Source organism: Haloglycomyces albus DSM 45210, from assembly GCF_000527155.1.
Lineage (GTDB): Bacteria > Actinomycetota > Actinomycetes > Mycobacteriales > Micromonosporaceae > Haloglycomyces > Haloglycomyces albus.
The window spans coordinates 2981246-3004001 of sequence record NZ_AZUQ01000001.1 but is presented as its reverse complement, the minus strand read 5'-3'; the positions used below and the strand labels follow the sequence as shown (position 1 = coordinate 3004001).

14 protein-coding genes and 3 rRNA genes are annotated in these 22756 nt (G+C 56.1%); 8 read left to right on the top strand and 9 right to left on the bottom strand.

Annotated elements, in window-relative coordinates:
• Nucleotides 1-14: 14 nt before the first annotated feature.
• Nucleotides 15-1127 (bottom strand): M50 family metallopeptidase, encoded by a 1113-nt coding sequence (locus tag HALAL_RS0113870; protein WP_025274571.1) that lies wholly within the window; start codon nt 1125-1127, stop codon nt 15-17.
• 126 nt (nt 1128-1253) lie between these two features.
• Between HALAL_RS0113870 and HALAL_RS0113865 the strand changes: the two genes are divergently transcribed.
• The 5 genes from HALAL_RS0113865 (at nt 1254) to HALAL_RS0113845 (ending at nt 7575) form a co-directional block, all read left to right on the top strand.
• Entirely contained in the window at nt 1254-2063 is an 810-nt protein-coding gene (locus HALAL_RS0113865; RefSeq protein WP_025274570.1) for a RecB family exonuclease, read from the top strand.
• Between the two features lie 75 nt (nt 2064-2138).
• Entirely contained in the window at nt 2139-3380 is a 1242-nt protein-coding gene (locus HALAL_RS17810) for a sensor histidine kinase (protein WP_425402650.1), read from the top strand.
• Nucleotides 3377-4051: a response regulator gene (locus tag HALAL_RS0113855; RefSeq protein ID WP_025274568.1), complete on the top strand. Its 675-nt coding sequence runs from the start codon at nt 3377-3379 to the stop codon at nt 4049-4051. Before HALAL_RS17810 ends, HALAL_RS0113855 begins: the two co-directional genes overlap by 4 nt.
• Before the next feature lie 194 nt (nt 4052-4245).
• Complete coding sequence (locus tag HALAL_RS0113850; RefSeq protein ID WP_025274567.1) at nt 4246-5031, top strand: ABC transporter ATP-binding protein; 786 nt, start codon at nt 4246-4248, stop codon at nt 5029-5031.
• Complete coding sequence (locus HALAL_RS0113845) at nt 5032-7575, top strand: ABC transporter permease (RefSeq protein WP_025274566.1); 2544 nt, start codon at nt 5032-5034, stop codon at nt 7573-7575.
• A gap of 82 nt (nt 7576-7657) precedes the next feature.
• Here HALAL_RS0113845 and HALAL_RS0113840 read toward each other — a convergent pair whose 3' ends face one another.
• The 7 genes from HALAL_RS0113840 to HALAL_RS0113800 all read right to left on the bottom strand — a co-directional run bounded on the left by HALAL_RS0113840 (nt 7658) and on the right by HALAL_RS0113800 (nt 18091).
• Nucleotides 7658-9121 carry a sugar porter family MFS transporter gene (locus HALAL_RS0113840; RefSeq protein WP_025274565.1) on the bottom strand — a complete coding sequence of 488 codons (1464 nt, stop codon included), beginning with the start codon at nt 9119-9121 and terminating at the stop codon, nt 7658-7660.
• A 75-nt stretch (nt 9122-9196) separates the two neighbouring features.
• Complete coding sequence (locus tag HALAL_RS0113835) at nt 9197-9724, bottom strand: carboxymuconolactone decarboxylase family protein (protein ID WP_169732456.1); 528 nt, start codon at nt 9722-9724, stop codon at nt 9197-9199.
• A gap of 286 nt (nt 9725-10010) precedes the next feature.
• Entirely contained in the window at nt 10011-10730 is a 720-nt protein-coding gene (locus tag HALAL_RS0113825) for a hypothetical protein (protein WP_156937750.1), read from the bottom strand.
• A 219-nt stretch (nt 10731-10949) separates the two neighbouring features.
• On the bottom strand, nt 10950-12074 hold the full coding sequence (locus HALAL_RS0113820) for a PrsW family glutamic-type intramembrane protease (protein ID WP_245598206.1): 1125 nt from the start codon (nt 12072-12074) through the stop codon (nt 10950-10952).
• 328 nt (nt 12075-12402) lie between these two features.
• Nucleotides 12403-12519 (bottom strand): 5S ribosomal RNA (rrf, locus tag HALAL_RS0113815).
• Nucleotides 12520-12670: 151 nt separating this feature from the next.
• Nucleotides 12671-15807, bottom strand: a 23S ribosomal RNA gene (locus tag HALAL_RS0113805).
• Nucleotides 15808-16556: 749 nt separating this feature from the next.
• Nucleotides 16557-18091, bottom strand: a 16S ribosomal RNA gene (locus HALAL_RS0113800).
• The 16S, 23S and 5S rRNA genes sit together here, the layout of an rRNA operon.
• A gap of 734 nt (nt 18092-18825) precedes the next feature.
• Here HALAL_RS0113800 and HALAL_RS0113795 point away from each other — a divergent pair.
• Nucleotides 18826-19251 (top strand): OsmC family peroxiredoxin, encoded by a 426-nt coding sequence (locus HALAL_RS0113795; RefSeq protein ID WP_025274561.1) that lies wholly within the window; start codon nt 18826-18828, stop codon nt 19249-19251.
• Nucleotides 19252-19505: 254 nt separating this feature from the next.
• Nucleotides 19506-20807 (top strand): KamA family radical SAM protein, encoded by a 1302-nt coding sequence (locus HALAL_RS0113790; RefSeq protein WP_025274560.1) that lies wholly within the window; start codon nt 19506-19508, stop codon nt 20805-20807.
• 85 nt (nt 20808-20892) lie between these two features.
• Here the strand turns inward: HALAL_RS0113790 and HALAL_RS0113785 are convergent, their stop codons facing one another.
• Nucleotides 20893-21657, bottom strand: coding sequence for an IclR family transcriptional regulator (locus HALAL_RS0113785; protein ID WP_025274559.1), 765 nt, complete (start codon nt 21655-21657; stop codon nt 20893-20895).
• A gap of 313 nt (nt 21658-21970) precedes the next feature.
• On the opposite strand from HALAL_RS0113785, the gene HALAL_RS0113780 reads away from it, so the two are divergent.
• On the top strand, nt 21971-22720 hold the full coding sequence (locus tag HALAL_RS0113780; RefSeq protein ID WP_025274558.1) for an MIP/aquaporin family protein: 750 nt from the start codon (nt 21971-21973) through the stop codon (nt 22718-22720).
• Nucleotides 22721-22756 lie beyond the last annotated feature (36 nt).

Here is a 22756-nt window from a genome sequence, read left to right as displayed (position 1 = left end):
CGCCTTTCCGCACGTCACTCCCGCTGATTCAACCGAGCGAGTACATCGTCGCCATGCAATACGCCAACCAATCGCTCGCCGTCGATCACCCAGTAATAATCACCCGTTCCCTCCGCGAGCGTCCGCAACAGCCCCTGACCTTGAGCGTCGACGTCGACGGTGGACATCTCAGCTGCCGGATGGAGCAGGCCGGACAGCTTAATGTCGGCGATCCGTTCGGGTGCGACCGCCGCGGCAGCCGCGTCATCGACGACACCGACGGGTTCGGACCCGTTCATGACCACGATCGTTCGCCCTTGAGCGGTACGAGCGGCCTGCTCCAGAGTGACGTCGGAATCCACCGATACGATCGGCCTGAGGAGTTCGCGGACATTGAGACGTTGAACGAGGCGACCTCGTCGCGAATAGGCGATGGCTCCACCCGCTCCGCGCCACAGATCGGCTCCCACCAGTACCACTATGACAAGCCCAAGCAATGAGAACTCGGCGGCCACGTATAGCCAGAGCCCCGCCAGAGCGGTGGCGACGGCGATTCCACGCCCGATCCATCCGGCGATTCGGTAGCCGGACCATTCGTCCTTTGTGATTCCCCAAATCAATGCCTGAATGGCTTTGCCTCCGTCGAGCGGTAGGCCCGGCAACAGATTATAGGCGGCAACCAACAGGTTGGCGAGCGACATTTGCAGGACTAGGAGCCAGGTCAAGCTTCCCGGTTCGTTCATCGACGTAATGATCAGGAACGATAGCCCAATGATGACCGACATGACCGGACCCGCCAGTGCGATCAATGCCGACTGCAACGGTTTGGGCGCGTCTCGCGACATTTCGGTAGCCCCACCAAGAGCGTCTAGGGTGATCGAGCGAACTTCGATGGCAAACGCTCGTGCCGTGACGGCATGGGCTACCTCGTGGAGAAAGACGCTGACGAGCAAGGAAACGGCAAAGGCCGCTGCATAGGCGTACGACTGTCCCAAGGTGACGTTCAGGAGTGTCCCGCGCACCACTGGTCCATAGAGAACAATGATCAGTAGGGCCAGAATGAACCAGCTGAACCCGATGGTGATGGGAATGTTTCGAACGCGCGCGACGGTCAGGCCCGACCGTCGCAGGGAGGTGAGTGCAGACATCGGTGTCAATCGTAGCCGTAGCGGTGCGATTACGATGCCGGCGCCTCCTGGGACGAGAATGCCGGAGCTCACGTGTACGGTCACCGGTCGCTACGGTTTCTGCGCCCGATGGCCTACCCTAGGACGATGTCGCATGCACGCCGTCCTTCGCAATTGTCACCGTCGCGCGCCAACGATTTTCAACAATGCCCTCTTTTGTATCGCTATCGAAGCGTCGACCGCCTTCCCGAACCGCCGTCGACGGCGCAGGTCGCGGGAACGCTGGTCCATTCGGCTCTGGAAGACCTGTTTCGTAGCGCCCCGGGGGAACGGACTCCGGAAACGGCGTTGCAGGCTGTGGCAACGCGATGGAAGTCAATGCAGGACTCCTTGGACCTCAATGAACTGTTTCCGTCCGCGGGTGAACTCGACGAATGGAAACGCAAGGTTCGAGGACACATCGAAACGTACTTTCGTCTGGAAGCTCCCGACCGGCTACGCGCCGAGTCCCTCGAACGCCTGGTCACCACGCAATTGGACGGTGACACACCGGCCAAGGGATTCATAGATCGCGTGGAAGTCAACGACGACGGAATGGTGCGGCTGACCGACTATAAGACCGGCAAATGCCCACCGCCGCGATTTCAGGACAAGGCATTGTTTCAAATGCGCTTCTATGCCTTGGTGTGGTGGCGGGTGGAAGGCACGATCCCTGCTACGCTGCGCTTGGTGTATTTGGGAGACGGTAAGATCCTCGACCATCGCCCCAGCTCAGTTGAATTGGAGGATTTCGAGTCCGAGGTGGCCCGGCTCTGGAAGGACATCAGCGCGGCAATCGACACGGGTATATTTCCTCCTCGGAAATCCCGTTTGTGTGATTGGTGCCATTTTCAGCAGTACTGCCCGGAGTTCGGCGGGAACGAGTTGCCCTACCCGCTGACCACCGTCCTCGCTTAGCTCCTCTTACGGAACGACGCCAATATCATTCGCAGGTAGGAGCTATCGGCTGTATTCGGTCCTTACAGTTGAACGGTGAGGATTTCTGCTGTACCGAGTCGTTTCAACCACTGGATTCGAACAAGACCACTCCAGAGCGACATTGTATTCGCTACCGTCATCTGGGCGTTTATGGCATCGTTGATGTTCATCGCCAGTAGCACCAACGACACGGCTCCCTATGACTTCACCTGGTGGTCACTACCGCAGCTGGCACTGGGATTGGTGCCCATCGCGCTACGCCGCGTGAACATGCTGGCAGCGGTATCGCTTTTGATCGTCGCTACGGCGTTCAGTGCGTTCACCAGCTGGGATTTTATAGCCGCCGACGGAACGGCTTATCTGATCCTCACCTATACCGCTGCCGTACATTTGACTCCGCGATGGTCGATCGTTACCGGTTTGATCGTCTGGATCACCGCTACGGCTTGGATATTCGTGGTCAACGGGTTCTGGGATCCTACGTCAAGCGCCTATGCGATGGTGGCGGTCAACTGGGCAATGGGAATAACCTCGTACTTCATTGGATGGATCGTCCGATACCGAAAACAGCGGTTGCATGAGCTCACCGAACGGACTCATATCGCCGAAGCAACCCAAGCGGCGTTGGCGGAACAGGCCGTCGGCGACGAACGGCGACGTATCGCGCGCGAATTGCACGATGTAGTAGCGCACCATTTGGCCGTTATCGGGGTTATGGCCGAAGGTGCACGACGCTCCTTCGACTCTCAACCCGACAAGTCCAAAGAGGCGCTCGATACCGTTTCCGAAACCGCACGTGAAGCCCTCAACCAAATGCGCTCGCTGTTGACGGTGTTGCGAAGTTCCGAAGAGCCGGAAACCCAGCCTCTCCCGACATTGGACTCCATTCGAAGTTTGGTCGCACAGAACCGGGAAGCCGGACTCCCACTGAAATATACGGTCAAAGGCGATTACTTCGATCTACACCAGGGAGCCAGCCTGGCGGTCTATCGGATCGTCCAGGAAGCGCTGACCAACATCATCAAGCACGTGGGACACAATGCGCAGTCCGAGGTCATCCTCTCTTACGAACCACAGCAACTGTCGGTACGGATCATCAATGACGTCGGAGACGGTGCTCATTCCCCGCAGCGTGCCGGAGGGCACGGAATCATCGGCATGCGGGAACGCGCACACTTGTACGGGGGAACTCTGTCAGCCGAGGTTGACGACCACGGCGGTTTTGCCGTTACGGCCACGTTTCCCCGCGCCCATGCTCAAGACCCGGCTACCCTGGCGAAAGCGGAACAACTATGACCGACACCGAGACGATCTCAGTCGTACTTGCGGACGATCAACAACTCCTGCGAGCCGGTTTCAACCTCGTCCTAGGCGCCGAACCGGACATCACCATCGTAGGAGAGGCCGATGATGGAGTCGAAGCACTCGAACTGGTCCACGCCAAACAGCCTGACATCGTTCTGATGGACATCCGCATGCCGCGCAAGGACGGCGTCACGGCCACGGCCGACATTATCGCGTCCAAAGTATCGACTCGGGTCCTGGTACTCACCACTTTTGACTACGACGACTACGTCATCGGAGCCTTGCGTGCGGGCGCGTCCGGTTTTCTCACCAAAGACGCACGACCCGACGACCTGATTCAGGCGTTGCGAACCGTACATCACGGCGGTTCGGTGGTGTCTCCCCATATCCTCAGTGGCCTTCTCGGCCGTCTTAGCGAAACAGAACGACATCAGCTGGCAGCAAATGACAACAATCTGACATCACTGACGTCACGCGAACGTGAGGTTCTCGTCCATATAGCCCAAGGTTTGACCAACGCGGAGATCGCTCAGAGGTTGGTCGTCAGCGAAACGACAGTTAAAACGCACGTCGGCCACATTCTCGCTAAACTCGAAGCACGCGACCGCGTCCAGGCCGTCATCATCGCCTACGAATCCGGCTTGGTACAACCAGGGCGCTAAGGCCTCCTACCACAGGAGGAGTGACAAAACCGTACGCCAAGACGATGTGCTTTCACTCTACGGCCCATACGATTGAGTCATCTAAAAAGCCGTTGTACGGTCAATGTGACATCATGTATGATGTCATTAAGTTTTGAGATAGCATCACATTGCGCTATCTCGTTGATGCCCATCAGCAAGAGAGAGTGAAACCAATGACGTCCAACTCCCCCGCTGCCTCTGCCACGGATGTGTGGAAGGTCTACGGGTCTGGAGAGACCCAAGTCAATGCCCTACAAGAAATCAACGTTGAGTTTCAAACGGGTGCATTCACCGCCATCATGGGGCCCTCGGGTTCTGGAAAATCCACCCTCATGCACTGCCTAGCGGGACTCGACAGCACGAATCGCGGCACCATCTCCATCGGCGAAACCGTCATCACCGGGATGAAGGACAAGGAGCTGACCAAACTTCGTCGCGAAAAGATCGGCTTCATCTTTCAGCAGTTCAATCTTCTCCCGACCCTGACGGCGTACGAGAACATCACGCTCCCGGCTGCCATCGCCGGCCACCCCAACGACAATGACTGGGTCAATCAGATCACCAAGACCCTCGACCTCGACAGCCGGCTGGAACACAAACCCACCGAGCTGTCGGGAGGACAGCAACAGCGCGTTGCCTGCGCACGCGCTCTAGCGACCCGACCCGAGGTCATCTTCGCCGATGAACCTACCGGTAACCTCGATACCCACTCGGGAACCGAAGTTCTCAACTTCCTCCGGGAATCGGTCGACACCTTTGGACAGACCATTGTGATGGTCACCCACGATCCAGCGGCGGCCTCGTATGCCGACCGTGTCGTCTTCTTGGCCGACGGCCACATCGTCGACGACATGGCCGATCCGACCGCCGACTCCGTCATCGACAAGATGCGGCACTTTGAGCAGCTCGTAGCTCAAGACGCCAGTGCGGCGACCGGGCATGAGAGCGAGGCCAACTAAATGCTACGAGCGTCACTGAAGGGGATGGCCAAACGTAAGGGCCGAGTCGTTCTGACCTCGATCGCCATTGTTCTGGGCACCATGTTCGTGTCCGCGTCGATGGTCCTGACCGCGTCGCTGAACAAATCACTCACCACAATGTTCTCCGATATCTATTCGGAGGCGGACTACGTGGTACAGCACGCCGAAGCCAACCCCACGGGCGCCTCCGCCGACGGCGCACCGGTTACCCCGAGCCAGTACATTCCAGCGTCCACGTTGGAAGAGATCCGTCAACTTGACGGAGTGGAAACCGCCACCGGTGACATCAGCGCAATGGTGACGGCACGCGATGCCGACGGTAAAACCCTCGGTGGAATGCAGCCGACCATGGGCTTCAATTGGGAGTCGATCGCGGACTTCATGGAGCTCGACAAGGGGAACGCTCCCAGTGCTGACGATGAAATCATCGTCAGCAACAAATTTCTCAAAGACGCCGGCCTGGAACTTGGCGATACGAGTGATATCAGCACCATGTCGACCGAGCGCGAGCCCTACACGGTCGTTGGAACGTACGACATGCCCGGCAACCGCGACAGCTTCCTGGGTGAGACTCAAGTAGCGTTTACCACGTCGGCCGCTCAAAGCCTCATGGCTCAAGACCGGGATGCCTACATGAGCATCACCGTCATCGGCGACGCGGACAAGGAAGCGTTGGAAAACGCGGCCGGTTCGGACTTCGAAGTCCTTACCTCCGCCGAAGCCGACGAACAGAACGCCGAAGGACTCCAGATGTTCGGCGACATCATCGGATACATCTTCTTCGGCTTCGGCGTTATCGCCATCATCGTCTCAGTATTCCTTATCATCAATACCTTTACGATCGTAGTAGCACAACGCCAGAAAGAATTGGCTCTCATGCGGGCCATGGGCGCTACCCGCGGTCAGGCGACGCGATCGATCCTTCTCGAGGCCCTCATCGTCGGGATCATCGGTTCCTTGATCGGTTACGCCCTAGGGATCGGCTTGGGTGTAGGCCTGTCCGCAATCGTGGGCAACACTCTCTTTGAGGGCCTGCCGGTTTCCATGGTCATTCCGGCAAGCTCCACCAGTGCCATCGTCATCGGTGTCATTGTGACGCTCCTAGCGGCGTTCGGGCCGGCACGTCGTGCTGGCAAGGTACCGCCGGTAGCGGCTATGCGTGACGCAGCAAACCCACCGAAGCCGTTGCGGGGCATCACTATCGTGGGAAGCATCGTCACTCTCATCGGAGTGGGCTTGATGTTCGGCGGACTCAACGGCATGTTCGAAGGCAATACGCTCGCCGCGACATTCGCCGGCGTTGCCATCACCTTCATCGGCAGCATTCTGTTGACGCCTATTCTCGCGACCCCGTTGGTGTCCGTTCTTGGACGTCTGTTCGGAGTCGGCATCACCGCAAAGCTTGGTCGGCTCAACGCCTCCCGCAGTCCGCGTCGAACCGCCATCACGGCCTCGGCACTCATGATCTCCATTGCCTTGGTAACGGCGATCGCCTCTATCGTGTCGAGTCTCAAAGCGACCAGCGAGGACTACTTCAGTGAAACGCTACAGTCCGACCTGATCGTTAGCCAAGCCTCGATGGCCGCCATGCCGACGGGTATTCCCGCCGATATCAACGAGGGCCTGTCCGACATCGACGGGGTAGAATCCGTCGCCGATATGTACACCAGCCACGACACCAAAGTCGATGGCAAGGACTCCGATTGGGCGTTCAATTCGACGGGAGACATCGAGGACACCTTCGGGATTCTCGGAATCACCGTCGATGAAGGCAGCTTGAGTGACTTCGACCGTGATTCGGTCCTCATTGGGGAAGACATCGCCGATGAAGAGAACCTTGAAGTCGGCGATACGGTGACACTGACACTCTTCGACGGTACCGAGGCCGACCTGACCGTAACCGCCGTAACGTCGTCTGAAAACTGGGGTGGCTCCTGGTGGATGAGCCCGGAACTGTCGGAACATTTCCAACTCACCAAACCGTTCCAAACCTTCATCGAGGTATCGGACGATGCCTCTGTGAGTGCGGTTCAGGATGAGATAGACACCCTCTTGGCCGATGAACAGGAACTGACCGTCACCAATAACGCGGAGTTCATCGACGAGCAGACGGGGATGCTCGACAACGTCATCATCGCCGTCCAGGTGCTCATGGGGCTCGCGGTCCTTATCGCCATCATCGGCGTCATCAACACGCTGGTCCTTTCCGTTCTGGAACGTACCCGGGAGCTCGGAATGCTGCGAGCGATCGGTATGACCCGACCACAGATTCGACGGATGGTAACGGCGGAGAGCATCATCATCTGTCTATTCGGGGCGATACTCGGACTGGCGGTCGGCATCGGCCTCGGCTATGTCATCCAGCAGGGCCTGAAGGACGAAGGCATAACCGTCTTCGCCCTGCCGTGGGGGTTGATGATCACTTACCTCATCGCTGCTCTGGTCGTTGGATTCATTGCGGCACTGGCACCCGCCGCCCGAGCAGCCAAGCTCAACATGCTCCAGGCGATCACCACAGAGTAGATCCGCCATAGGCTTTACACAGAAAGGAAACCGGGGTCGGCATACCCATGCCGACCCCGATATTGCGTCTACTGGACGTTACCTAACCCTTTTCGGTCAGACGCTTGGAGCGACGTCGTTCGGCCTCACTTTCGAGCTGTTCCATCGCTTCCAGCTCCACGCCCTTGGTTTCAGGTACATAGCGTAGTACAAAGAGGAACGACAGAACCGCGAACGCGGCGTACAAGCCATAGGCCAGGCCAAGACTGATCGTTACCAACTCCGGGAACGTCGTGGTGATCAACCAGTTCGAGGCCCACTGTGCCGCAGCCGCCACGGCCAAGGCCGAGGCACGAATACGGTTGGGGAACATCTCCCCCAAAAGCACCCATACGATCGGCCCCCAGGAAAACGCGAACCCGACGACAAAGACATTAGCCGCGATGAGAGCAATCGGTCCCGCGGTATCGCCCAGATTCGGGTCACCGTTCACCACTGGTGCGGTGGAGAATATGTAACTCATCGTTCCCAGTGACAGAGCCATGATCACCGAACCGGTCAGCAGCAGTATCTTTCGACCAACCTTATCGATCAGCGCAATGGCGATGATCGTAGCGACCACATTGGTTACCGAAGTAATGACGGACGTCAAGAAGGAATCAGATTCGCTGAACCCGACTGCCTGCCACAGCGTATTGGAGTAATAGAAGATGACGTTAATGCCAACGAACTGCTGGAACACCGAAAGGAGAATCCCGATCCATACAATCGGCATCAGGCCAAGCCGACTGCCGCGAATATCGGCGAATCGAGGCGGCGTCTCCGAATGCAGCGATTCTCGAATACTGTCGACCTTTGCGTCAACGTCACCACCAACGTATTTGGCCAGTACCTTTTTGGCTTGACGAAACTTGTTCTTGGAGACCAGGTAACGGGGAGACTCTGGAATTTGAAGCGCCATGACGAAATAGAGGAACGCCGGTATCGATTCGGCGGCGAACATCCATCGCCATGCCGTACCGCCCCAAGGCACCGCCTCATTGGCTCCGCCGGCCGCCTGAGCGATGACGTAATTGACCAATAGAGCGGCAAAAATACCGATGACGATAGCCATCTGTTGCAGGCTCCCCAGGCGTCCACGGATATTCGCCGGAGCGATCTCGGCAATATAAGCCGGCGCGATAACACTGGCCGCACCGACCGCCAGTCCTCCAAGTACACGCCATGCCACCAGATCCAACGGTCCTGTTGCCAATGCCGAACCGAACGACGAAATGAAGAACATCGTCGCCGCCACCATCATGACCCGGGTACGCCCAACCTTATTCGCCAGGGCCCCTGCAAACCACGCTCCGAACGCACAACCGATAAGGGCTGACGAAACCACGAACCCGAGGGCCACCGACGAAATCCCAAAGGTCTCTTCCAGGGCATCGACCGTACCGTTAATCACACTGGTGTCGTATCCGAATAGAAATCCGCCTAGTGCAGCGGCCATCGCCACGAACACCGTAGCGACAGGAGAAGCATGAACGCCCCCTGTCAGTTCTCCCGAGTCCTTCGTCATCTACCCTTCTCCAACCTCAACAACGGTTCGGATCATCAGTACGATTGAGCTTACGTGCTCGCCTACCGGTAGCACTCAATTTCCGACATTATCGTCCAGCTGTACTTCTAGCGCCCGCAATACCGCCGCAATGGACAAATACATCCCGATCGTCATGGTCAGTTCGACCTGTTCCTGCTCGTCGTAGTATTGCTCGAGAACTCTGCTGTCGAACTTCGCGTCGACCACCATATAGTCGACATACCCCAGGATCACTCGGTCCCGGTCGGCAAACAGGGAGCTCGCCCGCCACTCGTCGAGGGCGTTCAGTTGCTCCTCGCTCACACCCGCGTGTCGCGCTTCCGGGGAATGGTGCGCCCATTCGTAGTCGGAGCCACGCAGTCTCGCTACCCGACAAATAGCCAGTTCACGATCTCTCTGAGGACATTTCGCCTCAAAGCGGAGGGACTGCACCAACTCCAGATACTTTTCCAGTACCGCCGGAGCCGGTGCAAGAGCGCGGTGGAGATTAATCGGTTTTCTGCCGAGTTTCCTGTACAGACGCTCCATTTCCGATGGAAAAGGCGTACCTCGGAGTCGAGATATATCTTCTTTATCGTTCATGTATAGTGGTATACCTAACATGTGAAGTAAAATACGGGTTCTGTATTGATATGCGACAATAATCCTAACGGGATCAAATTGACAACGTAGCCTGCAATGAAGGAGGCTCCATGAGTTCGTTTTTCAGCCTACTTGGCGCGATCGCCCTTGCGGTCCTACTGCTAAGCGTAGTAGGAGTAGCGTTTTTGGTAGTCGGTGGCGCCTTTGCACTCGCGCTTGGAGCCTATCGAGTCCGTGAAATGCTGACGTAGTCAACGGCCCGCGGGCCCCTCACGCCTGCAATCCCTCATCTCTCGACTTCAGTACGTTCCTCGACGTCTGCTGCAATCAAGATTTCCAGCTCCCGGTCCGATTCAGTCAGTACCTTCAAGTACCCCGATGGCGTTGCCACCACATAGCCCTCCATAACGGACCCGTCGGACAGTTCAATCTCTTCCAGAGGCACCCACGGTGCGCGTACTAGAGCCGCCAGCACAAAGATGATCGCCAAGGAAATGCGCCAGATATGACTCGACAGGAAGCGCAAAACCTTCTCCGGCGTATCCAGAGGGCCATAGAACAACACCAAAACAGATGCGGTCAGCACGAAGCTGACAACCGGCAACCAAATTTGCCCGAAACTGATCCAGAGCGAAACGAGCAGCATAAACAGGATAACGATAAAGGCAAAATTACCGGACGTATCCCGCCGCGGAATCCAACCGAGTCGTGCCTGGTGCCCCATGGCCAATGGAAAGAGGAGCGCGATAAACACACCGTTGCTCAAGCGCTCGGCAAGCATCGTTCCAAATAGCAAACTCGGGACGTCGTCAACTCCGATCGTCTCCGAAACCGCAAACGCCACGTCCCACTGATAGTCGACAACCGCGAACAAACGTAGAAGCAGAAACAGGGCGCCCGCACCGGTAACCGACAACGTCATTTTCCAAGCGCCTGTTGTACCATCAGCCGCACCAGAAGAAGTCGTCCGATCGTCTACCGTCGCACCGTTGCTAGAACCACCCACAGAAACACCTTATGTACCGATCGCCCAGTTTGCAGAAGAATACGATGCTTCTCCGGACTTATTCGGTAATGTAGTGCGCATAGGCGTAGATCTAGACGACGTTTCACAGTCGACCATCGGCCAAGCGTCGTCGCCGTGTATAGTCATGATCGCCTACGGGCAGGCATTCAACACTTCAACGAAACGGATGCCATCACAACCCCACAGGAATCATGCATTTCAGTGTCTCATTTGTTCTTCTTCGCCGTCTGCGTGTACCGCAATTTGATGCAATCGTTCCATTTCACCGGACGATGCGTGATCACTCATCGCGTCGACGTACGCAATGGAAGCGCGCCTCGTTTCCTTGACCTTCTTCCGGTCCAACTCTATCCACTCACTCTGTGACCGATGTTGATCAGAAGCGCTCGCCGCCGCACGCATATCACTGTCAGGAGGCATCTGACGAATCGTGTCACTAAACCACTCATGTTCCGCGCGAAGGGTTGCGACCACAATCCCCGCAAGGATAACGATCGTTCCGACCGCTATAAACACCACGGCCAATACTTCGTTATTATCCGGCAGTTGCGTCGACATTGAGGTCAAAGCGTGCAGCACGACCGCACTAAAGAACAGGAGAACCGCGACACCAACCCGGTTTGCTACCGTCTTATGTGGGTTCTGCATCCAATACACAACACCCATGGCTGCGACTACTGCAAATGTAAAGTGTGCCCACGGCATAGCTACGAATCCATGGAATAGGAAATCGTCAAATACCGTCCGCAGGACTTCAGAACCGGAGTTCCCGGTTGCTACCGAATCCCTGAATACCACATTGGATTCCTCCCAGCCTCGGCCAGCGCTGAAGCCGACCGCTACCAAGAGTGCACAGACGACGCCACCCACGTATCGTTTAAACAGAACAGGGATCACCGCAGCCAACAACACGACCCCCAGGAGTTTAGCCGCTTCCTCAGGCACTGCGGTCGATATCGCCTCCGCATTGGTTCCAAACACCGGAGCTACCCAGTCGGCCATCGCCTCCACAACAGGACGCGACAAGATCAAGGATGCAAATACACCCCATCCCAAAGCGCCGAACCGAATCGATGTGGGCACCTCAGAATATACGTCGATACGACCTACCAGCCACGCTATAGCACATGCCCAGGCAGCCCAAATACCAAAAGCAAAAAAGGCGAACCCGCTAATCTCGCTGTCAAGGAATGTTGGGTACCACTCGCCTACCGCTATCAAGGCAGTGATCAGCAAAAGTATCGTAAACACCCAAAACGCGGGGCGTCGTGGTTGCAGTAGCTTTGTCTTTCTGGTCGGTCGTCGTCCCCATATATGGACCATTCCCGCCGGATGTGCACTCGCCATGATGACCTCACAGCTCAATCGCAACCGCTGATTACCTTAAAGTTCATAGTACCGCTTCACGTAAGCAAACCTGCAGATAACGTAAATACACGCATACGATTCCGACGACTACGCTGATTTAGCCCGCGACCAGCCAAGCACCCTGAATACTAAAGTTCTGGGGCACCGTCACCGTAAGTGCTCCCGAATTGGTTTAAACCACACAAAACAATACAAAGCGACATCTGAAACACACAAAAAGGAGAAGGGGGAAAAGCCACCACAACAGTGACCTCTCCCCCTTCTCCTCACATAAAATAAAATTGTTTGGCAGCGACCTACTCTCCCACACCCCCACGAGTGCAGTACCATCAGCGCAGAAAGCCTTAACCACCAGGTTCGGAATGGAACTGAGTGTACCCCTCCCGCACACACCACCAAACAAAAACACACAGGCCAACACACCCAGGAACACAAACCCCAGCATGTTGCCTCAGAATCATATAATGCACGTGAGCATCCCACACCAACCACCAACGCAGCCAGCATGAACAATCGCTTCTACCCCAACCAACCCCCACAAAAGGGAAATATTAGTTAAGCTCTCGGCCATTAGTACCGGTCCACTCCACAAGTCACCCTGCTTCCATACCCGGCCTATCAACCCCATCATCTCTAGGGAACCTCACCAACAAACCAATGTTGACGGAGATCTCATCTCGAAGCACGCTTCCCACTTAGATGCTTTCAGCGGTTATCGCTCCCGAACGTAGCCAACCAGCCATGCCCCTGGCGGAACAACTGGCACACCAGCGGTTCGTCCATCCCGGTCCTCTCGTACTAGGGACAGCCCCTCATCAAATCTCCAACGCGCGCGGCGGATAGGGACCGAACTGTCTCACGACGTTCTAAACCCAGCTCGCGTGCCGCTTTAATGGGCGAACAGCCCAACCCTTGGGACCAACTCCAGCCCCAGGATGCGACGAGCCGACATCGAGGTGCCAAACCATCCCGTCGATACGGACTCTTGGGGAAGATCAGCCTGTTATCCCCGGGGTACCTTTTATCCGTTGAGCGACACCACACCCGTACGTTGATGCCGGATCACTAGCCCCAACTTTCGTTCCTGCTCGACCCGTCAGTCTCACAGTCAAGCACCCTTATACGCTTACACTCACCAACTGGTTTCCAACCAGCCCGAGGGCACCATTGAACGCCTCCGTTACCATTTAGGAGGCAACCGCCCCAGTTAAACTACCCACCAGGCACTGTCCCCCAACCCGATCAGGGCCGAAGGTTAGACACACCATCAAACCAGAGCAGTATTTCACCAACGACTCCACCAACACTAGCGTGCCAGCTTCCCAGTCTCCTGCCTATCCTACACAAACCAAACAGTGCACCAATACCAAGCTATAGTAAAGGTCCCGGGGTCTTTCCGTCCTGCCGCGCGAAACGAGCATCTTTACTCGTACTGCAATTTCGCCGAGCATATGGTTGAGACAGCAAGGGAATCGTTACGCCATTCGTGCAGGTCGGAACTTACCCGACAAGGAATTTCGCTACCTTAGGATGGTTATAGTTACCACCGCCGTTTACTGGCGCTTCAATTCACCACGACACCCCACAGGGCTAATGGATCCTCTTAACGTTCCAGCACCGGGCAGGCGTCAGTCCATATACCTCACCTCACGGCTTCGCATGGACCTATGTTTTTAGTAAACAGTCGTTCCCCACCAGACTCTGCAACCCCCACCAGCTCACAGTCGCTTGACTACACCAGTAAGGGCCCTCCTTCTCCCGAAGTTACGGAGGCAATTTGCCGAATTCCTTAACCATACATCACTCGAACGCCTCAGTATACTCTACCTGACCACCAGTGTCGGTTTAGGGTACGGGCCGAACAACACTCGCTAGAGGCTTTTCTCGACACCACGGAATCACAGAATTCAACCCAACGGTCTACGCATCAGCGCTCACCCACACCCACTCAAGGGCCATTGCTCGGATTTACCTAAACAACGGGCTACCACCTTNCCCCGCCTCATCCACCAGACGGTACTGCTATCCCCATGCGTCACCCCATCACTACACTACCAACAGAAAGGACCCCAACCAGATCAAAACAGCCAAGAAGCAAAACCCCTCAACCATCCGTCACCAGCCGGTTAGCATAACTGCCTTCGCACAACACGCATCACTCGGGTACCGGAATATCAACCGGTCAACCATCGACTACGCCTCACGGCCTCGCCTTAGGACCCGACTAACCCAGAGCGGAACAACCGTCCTCTGGAACCCTTAGTCAAACGGCGGACTAGATTCTCACTAGCCTTACGCTACTCATGCCTGCATTCTCACTCGCACACACTCCACGGACACACCCCAACGGGCTAGCTCACGCTTCCGCTTCCCCGCATGCACGACGCTCCCCTACCCACACACAACCACCAACGTGGCCACATGCGCTACGGCTTCGGCGGTGCACTTCAGCCCCGCTACATTATCGGCGCTCAACCACTCGACCAGTGAGCTATTACGCACTCTTTCAAGGATGGCTGCTTCTAAGCCAACCTCCTGGCTGTCAACGCGATCAAACATCCTTTTCCACTCAGCACACCCTTAGGGGCCTTAGCCGGTAATCAGGGCTGTTTCCCTCTCGACCCTTGATCTTTTCACCAACAGTCTCACTGCCAACACCACACAACAGCATTCGAAGTTTAACTCGAGTCAGTAACCAACACGGCCCATTCCCGAATCAGAGCCCTACCACCATCACATGAACATGTTGACGCTGTACCTAAATACATTTCGGGGAGAACCAGCTATCACGGAGTTTGATTGGCCTTTCACCCCTACCCACACCTCATCCCCCCAATTTGCAACTTAGGTGGGTTCGGGCCTCCACACGCTCTTACACGCGCTTCACCCTGGACATGGGTAGATCACCCCGCTTCGGGTCTAAAACACACAACTCTACGCCCTCTTCAGACTCGCTTTCGCTCCGGCTACCCCACAACAGGTTAACCTCGCTGCACACCTTAACTCGCAGGCTCATTCTTCAAAAGGCACGCCATCACCCACACCCACCAAAAGACAGGCAACAGGCTCTGACGGCTTACAGGCACACGGTTTCAAGCACTCTTTCACTCCCCTCCCGGGGTACTTTTCACCATTCCCTCACGGTACTCATCCACTATCGGTCACCAAACACGTTTAGGCTTACCAGACGGTCCTGGCAGATTCACACAAGGCTCCACGAACCCCGCACTACTCGAGCATCACACCAACACATGCACACCAGCCTTCACCTACAGGACTCTCACCCACTCCGGTTGACCATCCCAAGCCATTCAGCTAACCAGCACACACACGCACGCCCCCGGTAGAAGACGACCAGCGCAACCTCACAACCCCGCAACCGCAACAGCTACCGCCTCTTCACACGATCACAGTTTAGCCTCCATCCGCTTTCGCTCGCCACTACTCACGAAATCACTATTGTTTTCTCCAACAGGTACTAAGATGTTTCACTTCCCCGCACACCACCAACTGGCCTATACATTCAACCAGCAGCAACCGACCACCAAGCCGGCTAGGTTACCCCATTCGGAAACCCTGGGATCAANGCCCTGTTGACAACTCCCCCAGGAATATCGCAGCCTCACACGTCCTTCATCGGCATCATTCGGCACCAAGGCATCCACCATGCGCCCTACACAACTTAACCAACACACACCCACACACACCACACACGACAAAGCAGCCCGCTCATGCACCACCACGAAGACACAACCCCGCAACAGCCACACCAACACACCACCCACGCGCCACAGCACATGTAGGCACAAGTCAGTCAGGATAGAAACATAAAGACACTCACGCACACTATACAAATCTCAAACAACACACCAGCCAATGCACACGCACACAACACGCACCACACCAACCAACACATCACCACCACACCATCCACAACAGACAACACAGCAGCAATCCGCCAGCCAATGCACACACGCCACACACGCTCAACATCAACCCGCTCCAAGGCCTATCGCCTCAGAACCCAAACAGGGTGCCACACCAACACCAGAACCACCAACACAGCACCCCCAGCACCACCATCAAACAACAGTGACAACAAGAAACACCACACCAGCAAACACCAGCATCAATGCGTAAATAGACAGTCAACGAGTAAACGACACACCATAAAAAACAATCAGTCCACATCCAAAACAGCACAACAACAAACGACACTCGCCGCTCGCGCCAACCAACACCACAATCAACAACCACTAACCAAACCAATGATCACCAATCATCAACTGCACACAGCATCAGCCAGACCATTCCAGACAATAAAGAAACCACCAACTACTCACCACCAGTCAGACTCAACCAACCAGCAGCACACCATCAGACACCCAAAAGCACCCAACAGCAACTTCATCAGCAATCCCTCAACAGACTCCTTAGAAAGGAGGTGATCCAGCCGCACCTTCCGGTACGGCTACCTTGTTACGACTTCGTCCTAATCGCCAGCCCCACCTTCGACCACTCCCCCCAGCAAAAACCGGTTAGGCCGCAGGCTTCGGGTGTTGCCAACTTTCATGACGTGACGGGCGGTGTGTACAAGGCCCGGGAACGCATTCACCGCAGCGTTGCTGATCTGCGATTACTAGCGACTCCACCTTCATCGAGCCGAGTTGCAGACTCGAATCCGAACCACGACCGGCTTTACAGAGATTCGCTCCACCTCACAGCTTCGCTACCCGCTGTACCGGCCAATGTAGCATGCGTGAAGCCCTGGACATAAGGGGCATGATGACTTGACCTCATCCCCACCCTCCTCCGGTTTAACACCGGCAGTCTCCCGCAAGTCCCCAGCCGAACTGCTGGCAATACAGGATAAGGGTTGCGCTCGTTGCGGGACTTAACCCAACATCTCACGACACGAGCTGACGACAGCCATGCACCACCTGTCACCCAGTCCGAAGAAACCCACATCTCTGCAGGCGTCCGGGTGATGTCAAACCCAGGTAAGGTTCTTCGCGTTGCATCGAATTAATCCGCATGCTCCGCCGCTTGTGCGGGCCCCCGTCAATTCCTTTGAGTTTTAGCCTTGCGACCGTACTCCCCAGGCGGGGCGCTTAATGCGTTAGCTACGGCACAGAACCCACAAAAGAGCCCCACACCTAGCGCCCACCGTTTACAGCATGGACTACCAGGGTATCTAATCCTGTTCGCTCCCCACGCTTTCGCTCCTCAGCGTCAGAACAAGCCCAGAGATCCGCCTTCGCCACCGGTGTTCCTCCACATATCTGCGCATTCCACCGCTACACGTAGAATTCCAATCTCCCCTACTTGCCTCAAGCCTGCCCGTATCCACCGCAAAACAATGATTAAGTCACTGCCTTTCACGACAGACGCAACAAGCCGCCTACGAGCCCTTTACGCCCAATAAATCCGGACAACGCTCGCGCCCTACGTCTTACCGCGGCTGCTGGCACGTAGTTAGCCGGCACTTATTCAAACACTACCGTCAACAGACAACAAGCCTGCCTTCGCCATGAATAAAAGGAGTTTACAATCCGAAAACCGTCATCCTCCACGCGACGTCGCTGCATCAGGGTTCCCCCCATTGTGCAATATTCCCCACTGCTGCCTCCCGTAGGAGTCTGGGCCGTATCTCAGTCCCAATGTGACCGACCGCCCTCTCAGGCCGGCTACCCGTCACCGCCTTGGTAGGCCATCACCCCACCAACAAACTGATAGGCCGCAAGCCCCTCTCCAGCCGAAAAAACTTTCCACACACCACCATGCGATGACATGTCATATCCAGTATTAGCTGCCGTTTCCAGCAGTTATCCCAAAGCCAGAGGCAGGTTACTTACGTGTTACTCACCCGTTCGCCACTCGAGTACCCAGCAAGCTGGGCCTTTCCGTTCGACTTGCATGTGTGAAGCACGCCGCCAGCGTTCGTCCTGAGCCAGGATCAAACTCTCCAACAAAAACCAAAAACAAAAATGTTAAGGCAAATGCCGAAAACTCAACCTGACCACAATAATCCAAAAAATATCGGAATAAAGAAATCAACAGTCATACAAACCAACCAAACAACACCACCACCATGCCCAAACAGACACAACAACAGCATCATCCAGCCAGCCCGCACGCTGACTATCCAAACACCCTGTTCAGTTCTCAAACAACACGCCACAACCAACAACACCACAAAACAGCATCACCAGCCGAAGCAACCCAAAAAACCCTAACAGAACCGGCACACGCCCCAACAAGCAGCCAAACAGCCACAAAGGACACGCACCAACGACACCGCAACACACCACACAAGGCATGCCACAGCACAACCGTTAAAGCATCAGGAACACCCGCACATCTGATAGCGAACCGCGCCACACCTTAGAACCAAAAGTTCAAGTGGTTGTCGTCGGGACTTCGACTATCCGCTCACCGGCCTCGACCCTCCCGGTCTCGTCCGTTCCCTCGCGGGCAACAACCAATATACACACCCCCAAACCCCACCGTCAACCGGGGGTACCCCCACAACAAAACACCAGGTTACAAGCATTCAAATGATCGCAACCCAATGCATGAAGCTGTAGCAACGGCTCAAGGATTCGACACCCTCTTCGAATCAGCCCGGGACACGGTGGCCGTTGATAGTCTTCCGTTACATGCAGTAGTCAAGGCATACATTCAAACGATAGGAAGTGGTCACCGAATGGCCGTCACTCGAAACGCCCGCACCCGCTGGACCGGCACTCTAAAGGACGGTGGAGGCACCACCAGTTTCGTGTCGTCAGAGATTCCCGACGCCGACGTCACGTGGGCCTCTCGCGCTAATGACCCGGACGGAAAAACGAGTCCTGAAGAGCTTATCGCCGCCGCTCATGCAACGTGCTACTCGATGGCTTTGTCGAATGGTCTGGAGGGCGCTGGATACACGCCCGGCGAAATCGACACGCAGGCATCGGTAGACTTTACTCCGGGAACGGGTATCACCGGCATCACGTTGGTTACTGAAGCAACGGTGCCCGACCTTGGACTGGACGAGTTCACCAAGATCGCCGAAGCAACCAAGGACAACTGCCCGGTAAGCCAGGCTTTGAAGGCAGTGCCTATATCGCTTCAAGCGACACTGCGTTAAGATCGCAGCTAATACTAAAAACGCACCATTTATGTGCAGGTGAGTGATTTTATACGTATTGTCACCGAACAAGAATACCTAAGGCGCTAGTTTGGCCGCTGCTGTGGTCAAACTAGCCGTTTCGTATGGTTTGCAATTCGTTCGCTCATACGTTTGCCATGATGTTTCGCGTTGCCGAATGCAACGTCCGAGCGCTCATTAAGCCTGGACGAACATGCCCATTATCTATGCAGAGTGAGGAGGTCGAGATCGCCATGACTACCGCTGAAAGCACCGGTCGGCGTTTCCGTGCCTATACTGACCGCCATCTGGACGAGCTACTACAACGGGCCCCTATGACAGCCGAACAGCGGCTCCGCACGCGGGCAGTTTCCTCAGTGCTGCCATTCCGCACCAACGCTTACGTGGTGGATGAGCTCATCGACTGGGAAAACCCCTTCGATGACCCTATGTTCCGACTGGTATTTCCACAAGAAGACATGCTTCCGGCGGAGGACGTCGATCGCATGGCTGCTCTTCTCAAAGAGGAAGTTCCCAAGAAGGAACTCATTGGGGCCGCCAATGAGATTCGATTCCGCCTCAATCCACACCCTGCCGGTCAAGTCGCCCTGAACGTTCCTAAGAACAAACAGGACACTCAGGATGACGTCGAAGGCATCCAGCACAAGTACGATGAGACGGTGCTGTTCTTCCCCCAACAAGGGCAGACGTGCCACGCTTACTGCACGTACTGCTTCCGTTGGGCGCAGTTCGTTGGTATCGCCGACCTGAAGATCGCCAACAACGATGTAGAAGAGATGACCGGCTACGTGGCACGTCATCCCGAGGTCAGCAGTGTCTTGATGACCGGTGGCGACCCAATGATCATGGGAGAGCCGGTTCTCAGCCGCTACATCAACCCTCTGCTCGAAATGGACCATGTCGAATCCATCCGTATCGGTTCCAAGGCCCTGGCATACTGGCCACAGCGCTTCGTCACCGACCCGGACGCCGACGCGACTCTTCGTCTGTTCGAGAAGGTCGTAAAATCGGGCAAGAACCTCGCGTTCATGGCACACTTCTCCCACCACAAGGAGATGGAGCCGGAAATCGTCCAGACGGCGATCAAGCGCATTCTGGAAACGGGAGCGACGATCCGCACCCAGGCACCGCTCATTCGCACCATCAACGATTCCGCGGACCAATGGGCGCAAATGTGGCGGACGCAGCACAAGATGGGCATGATCCCGTATTACATGTTCATTGAACGCGATACGGGGCCGCAGGATTACTTCTCGGTTCCACTATGGCGCGCTTGGGAAGTCTACCGGGAAGCGTTCAGTCACGTGTCCGGTCTCTGCCGGACCGTACGTGGACCGTCGATGTCCGCGACTCCAGGAAAGATCACTGTAGACGGTGTCACCGAAATCAACGGTGAGAAGGTCTACGCACTCCGCATGTTGCAGGCACGGAACCCCGAGTTGGTGGGTAAGCCGTTCTTCGCTCAGTACAACGAAGACGCGGTTTGGGTCGACCACTTGAAACCTGCCTTCGCAGACAAGTTCCCCTGGGAATAAGTCAATCTCGGTGAATGGTCACTCGCCATTGCGAATCTGCGTGTCGACTGGCCATTCACACTTTTTCAACTCGACGTCCTTTTGCTCAAATATGAGGGCTACAGCCCAGTTCCCGTGAAATCGCGCGCGCCGCGTCCCTTACATAGGACACCAGGTCCATTCGAGACTGTCCATTTTCACAAGTTCGTTCGATCGCCCCGGTAATCGCGATGGCGCCGATCACAATCCCCTGTCGATCTCGGATCGGGGCGGCGATGCTGGTTTCGCCGACGACGTACTCCTCGATTTCCTCCGCCCAACCCTGCGCCCGGATCCGCTTACCTTCGTCTGCGAGCGCCGACCGGTCCGCAACGGTCTGTGGAGTATATTCCGCGAACTCTTCCACGATTTCCTCCACCGGCGTACCTCCGTAGGCGAGAAGTACCTTTCCAATCGCGGTAGCGTTAAGAGGCAGCAGCTCCCCCACTGTCAGGGTTTGGTGACTGTCGTCTGGCCGGAAGACGTGGTGTACGACCAATGCTTGGTCATGATGTGGAGTTGCGATACGCACGCTTTCACCGCTTCGAGTCGCAAGTGAATCGGACCAGTTCAAAGCTTTGGTGCGGAGTTCGTTTCCGTCTAGGTAGCGGGCCCCGACGTGGAGCACCGCCGGCCCTAGGCCGTACCGGGAGGTTTCGGGGTCTTGGTCGATGAAATCCGCCGACTGTAGAGTGCGCAATATTCCAATCGCCGTAGGCTTTGGCAAATCGAGATTGTTCGCGATTTCCGCCAGACTGTATGGACGGCTGCCCTTGGCGAGCAGCTTCAGCACCTCGGCCGCGCGTTCAATCGATTGAATATGTTTCGCCACGCTTCTACCCTAACCTTGTGAGTCGTCCTTCGTTCGCCACTGTCGAATGCGTGTGCGCTGTGTCGTGTACACCTGAATACTTTAGGTTCATATTGGCGCACCATTGTCGGTGGTGTTCTGTTTCCGTAGTGCATTCGTTGCCGAATAGTGACCTGTCGGGGTTGCCGCCCCGACAGAACATGAATTAATATCAACGAAGTGCGTTCGACATTATCGAATAACGTTCGGTTTTATTAATCATTTGGTGATTCCTTAACGATCGTTCCGGTGAAGCCGAACCCAACATCATCCAACGACAAAGGAGTGGTCGGAGATGGAATATCTCGCCGAGTTCATCGGCACGGCAATGCTGGTTCTGCTGGGTAATGGCGTAGTGGCCGGTGTCGTCTTGAAGAAGTCTAAAGCCGAGGCGGCCGGCTGGGTCGTCATTACCCTGGGATGGGGTTTGGCCGTCGCACTGGCCGTTTACTCGGTCGGGCACGTCAGCGGCGCTCATATCAATCCTGCCGTCACCATCGGCTTGGCCTCGGTGGGGCAGTTCGAATGGTCGATGGTCCCCGGTTATCTGGCCGCTCAGCTCGCCGGTGGTGCCTTTGGTGCGCTGCTGGTTTATATGCATTACCTCAAGCACTGGGCCGTGACCGACGATTCGGACGCCAAACTCGCCGCCTACAGCACGAGCCCGGCCATCAAATCCACCCCTGCCAATTTCATCAGCGAATTCATCGGTACCTTCGTTCTCGTCTTTGGAGTACTGGCGATCGGAGCCAATGGATCCGCGTTGGGGTCGGTCGAGGTCAACCTGCAGGAGGCCTACTCGACCGGTATGGCCCCACTGTTGACCGGTCTTCTCGTGGTCGCCATCGGAATGAGCTTGGGCGGTCCCACCGGATATGCCATTAACCCCGCACGCGACCTCGGCCCACGCATCATGCACGCTGTACTTCCCATCTCCGGCAAAGGCAGTTCAGAGTGGGCGTACGCCTGGATTCCAGTCGTAGCCCCCATTACCGGCGGAGTCGTGGGCGCACTAGCCTGGCAGGCCACCGGATTTGGATTCTAAGCATCACGCTCAACGTTGAGAGGACAATAACAACAC

Excerpts from the sequence above, each read along its gene's own strand:
- HALAL_RS0113870 (WP_025274571.1), bottom strand. The coding sequence starts at position 1,127 with ATGTCTGCACTCACCTCCCTGCGACGGTCGGGCCTGACCGTCGCGCGC.
- HALAL_RS0113865 (WP_025274570.1), top strand. The coding sequence starts at position 1,254 with ATGTCGCATGCACGCCGTCCTTCGCAATTGTCACCGTCGCGCGCCAAC.
- HALAL_RS0113855 (WP_025274568.1), top strand. The coding sequence starts at position 3,377 with ATGACCGACACCGAGACGATCTCAGTCGTACTTGCGGACGATCAACAA.
- HALAL_RS0113850 (WP_025274567.1), top strand. The coding sequence starts at position 4,246 with ATGACGTCCAACTCCCCCGCTGCCTCTGCCACGGATGTGTGGAAGGTC.
- HALAL_RS0113845 (WP_025274566.1), top strand. The coding sequence starts at position 5,032 with ATGCTACGAGCGTCACTGAAGGGGATGGCCAAACGTAAGGGCCGAGTC.
- HALAL_RS0113840 (WP_025274565.1), bottom strand. The coding sequence starts at position 9,121 with ATGACGAAGGACTCGGGAGAACTGACAGGGGGCGTTCATGCTTCTCCT.
- HALAL_RS0113835 (WP_169732456.1), bottom strand. The coding sequence starts at position 9,724 with ATGAACGATAAAGAAGATATATCTCGACTCCGAGGTACGCCTTTTCCA.
- HALAL_RS0113820 (WP_245598206.1), bottom strand. The coding sequence starts at position 12,074 with ATGGTCCATATATGGGGACGACGACCGACCAGAAAGACAAAGCTACTG.
- HALAL_RS0113795 (WP_025274561.1), top strand. The coding sequence starts at position 18,826 with ATGGCCGTCACTCGAAACGCCCGCACCCGCTGGACCGGCACTCTAAAG.
- HALAL_RS0113790 (WP_025274560.1), top strand. The coding sequence starts at position 19,506 with ATGACTACCGCTGAAAGCACCGGTCGGCGTTTCCGTGCCTATACTGAC.
- HALAL_RS0113780 (WP_025274558.1), top strand. The coding sequence starts at position 21,971 with ATGGAATATCTCGCCGAGTTCATCGGCACGGCAATGCTGGTTCTGCTG.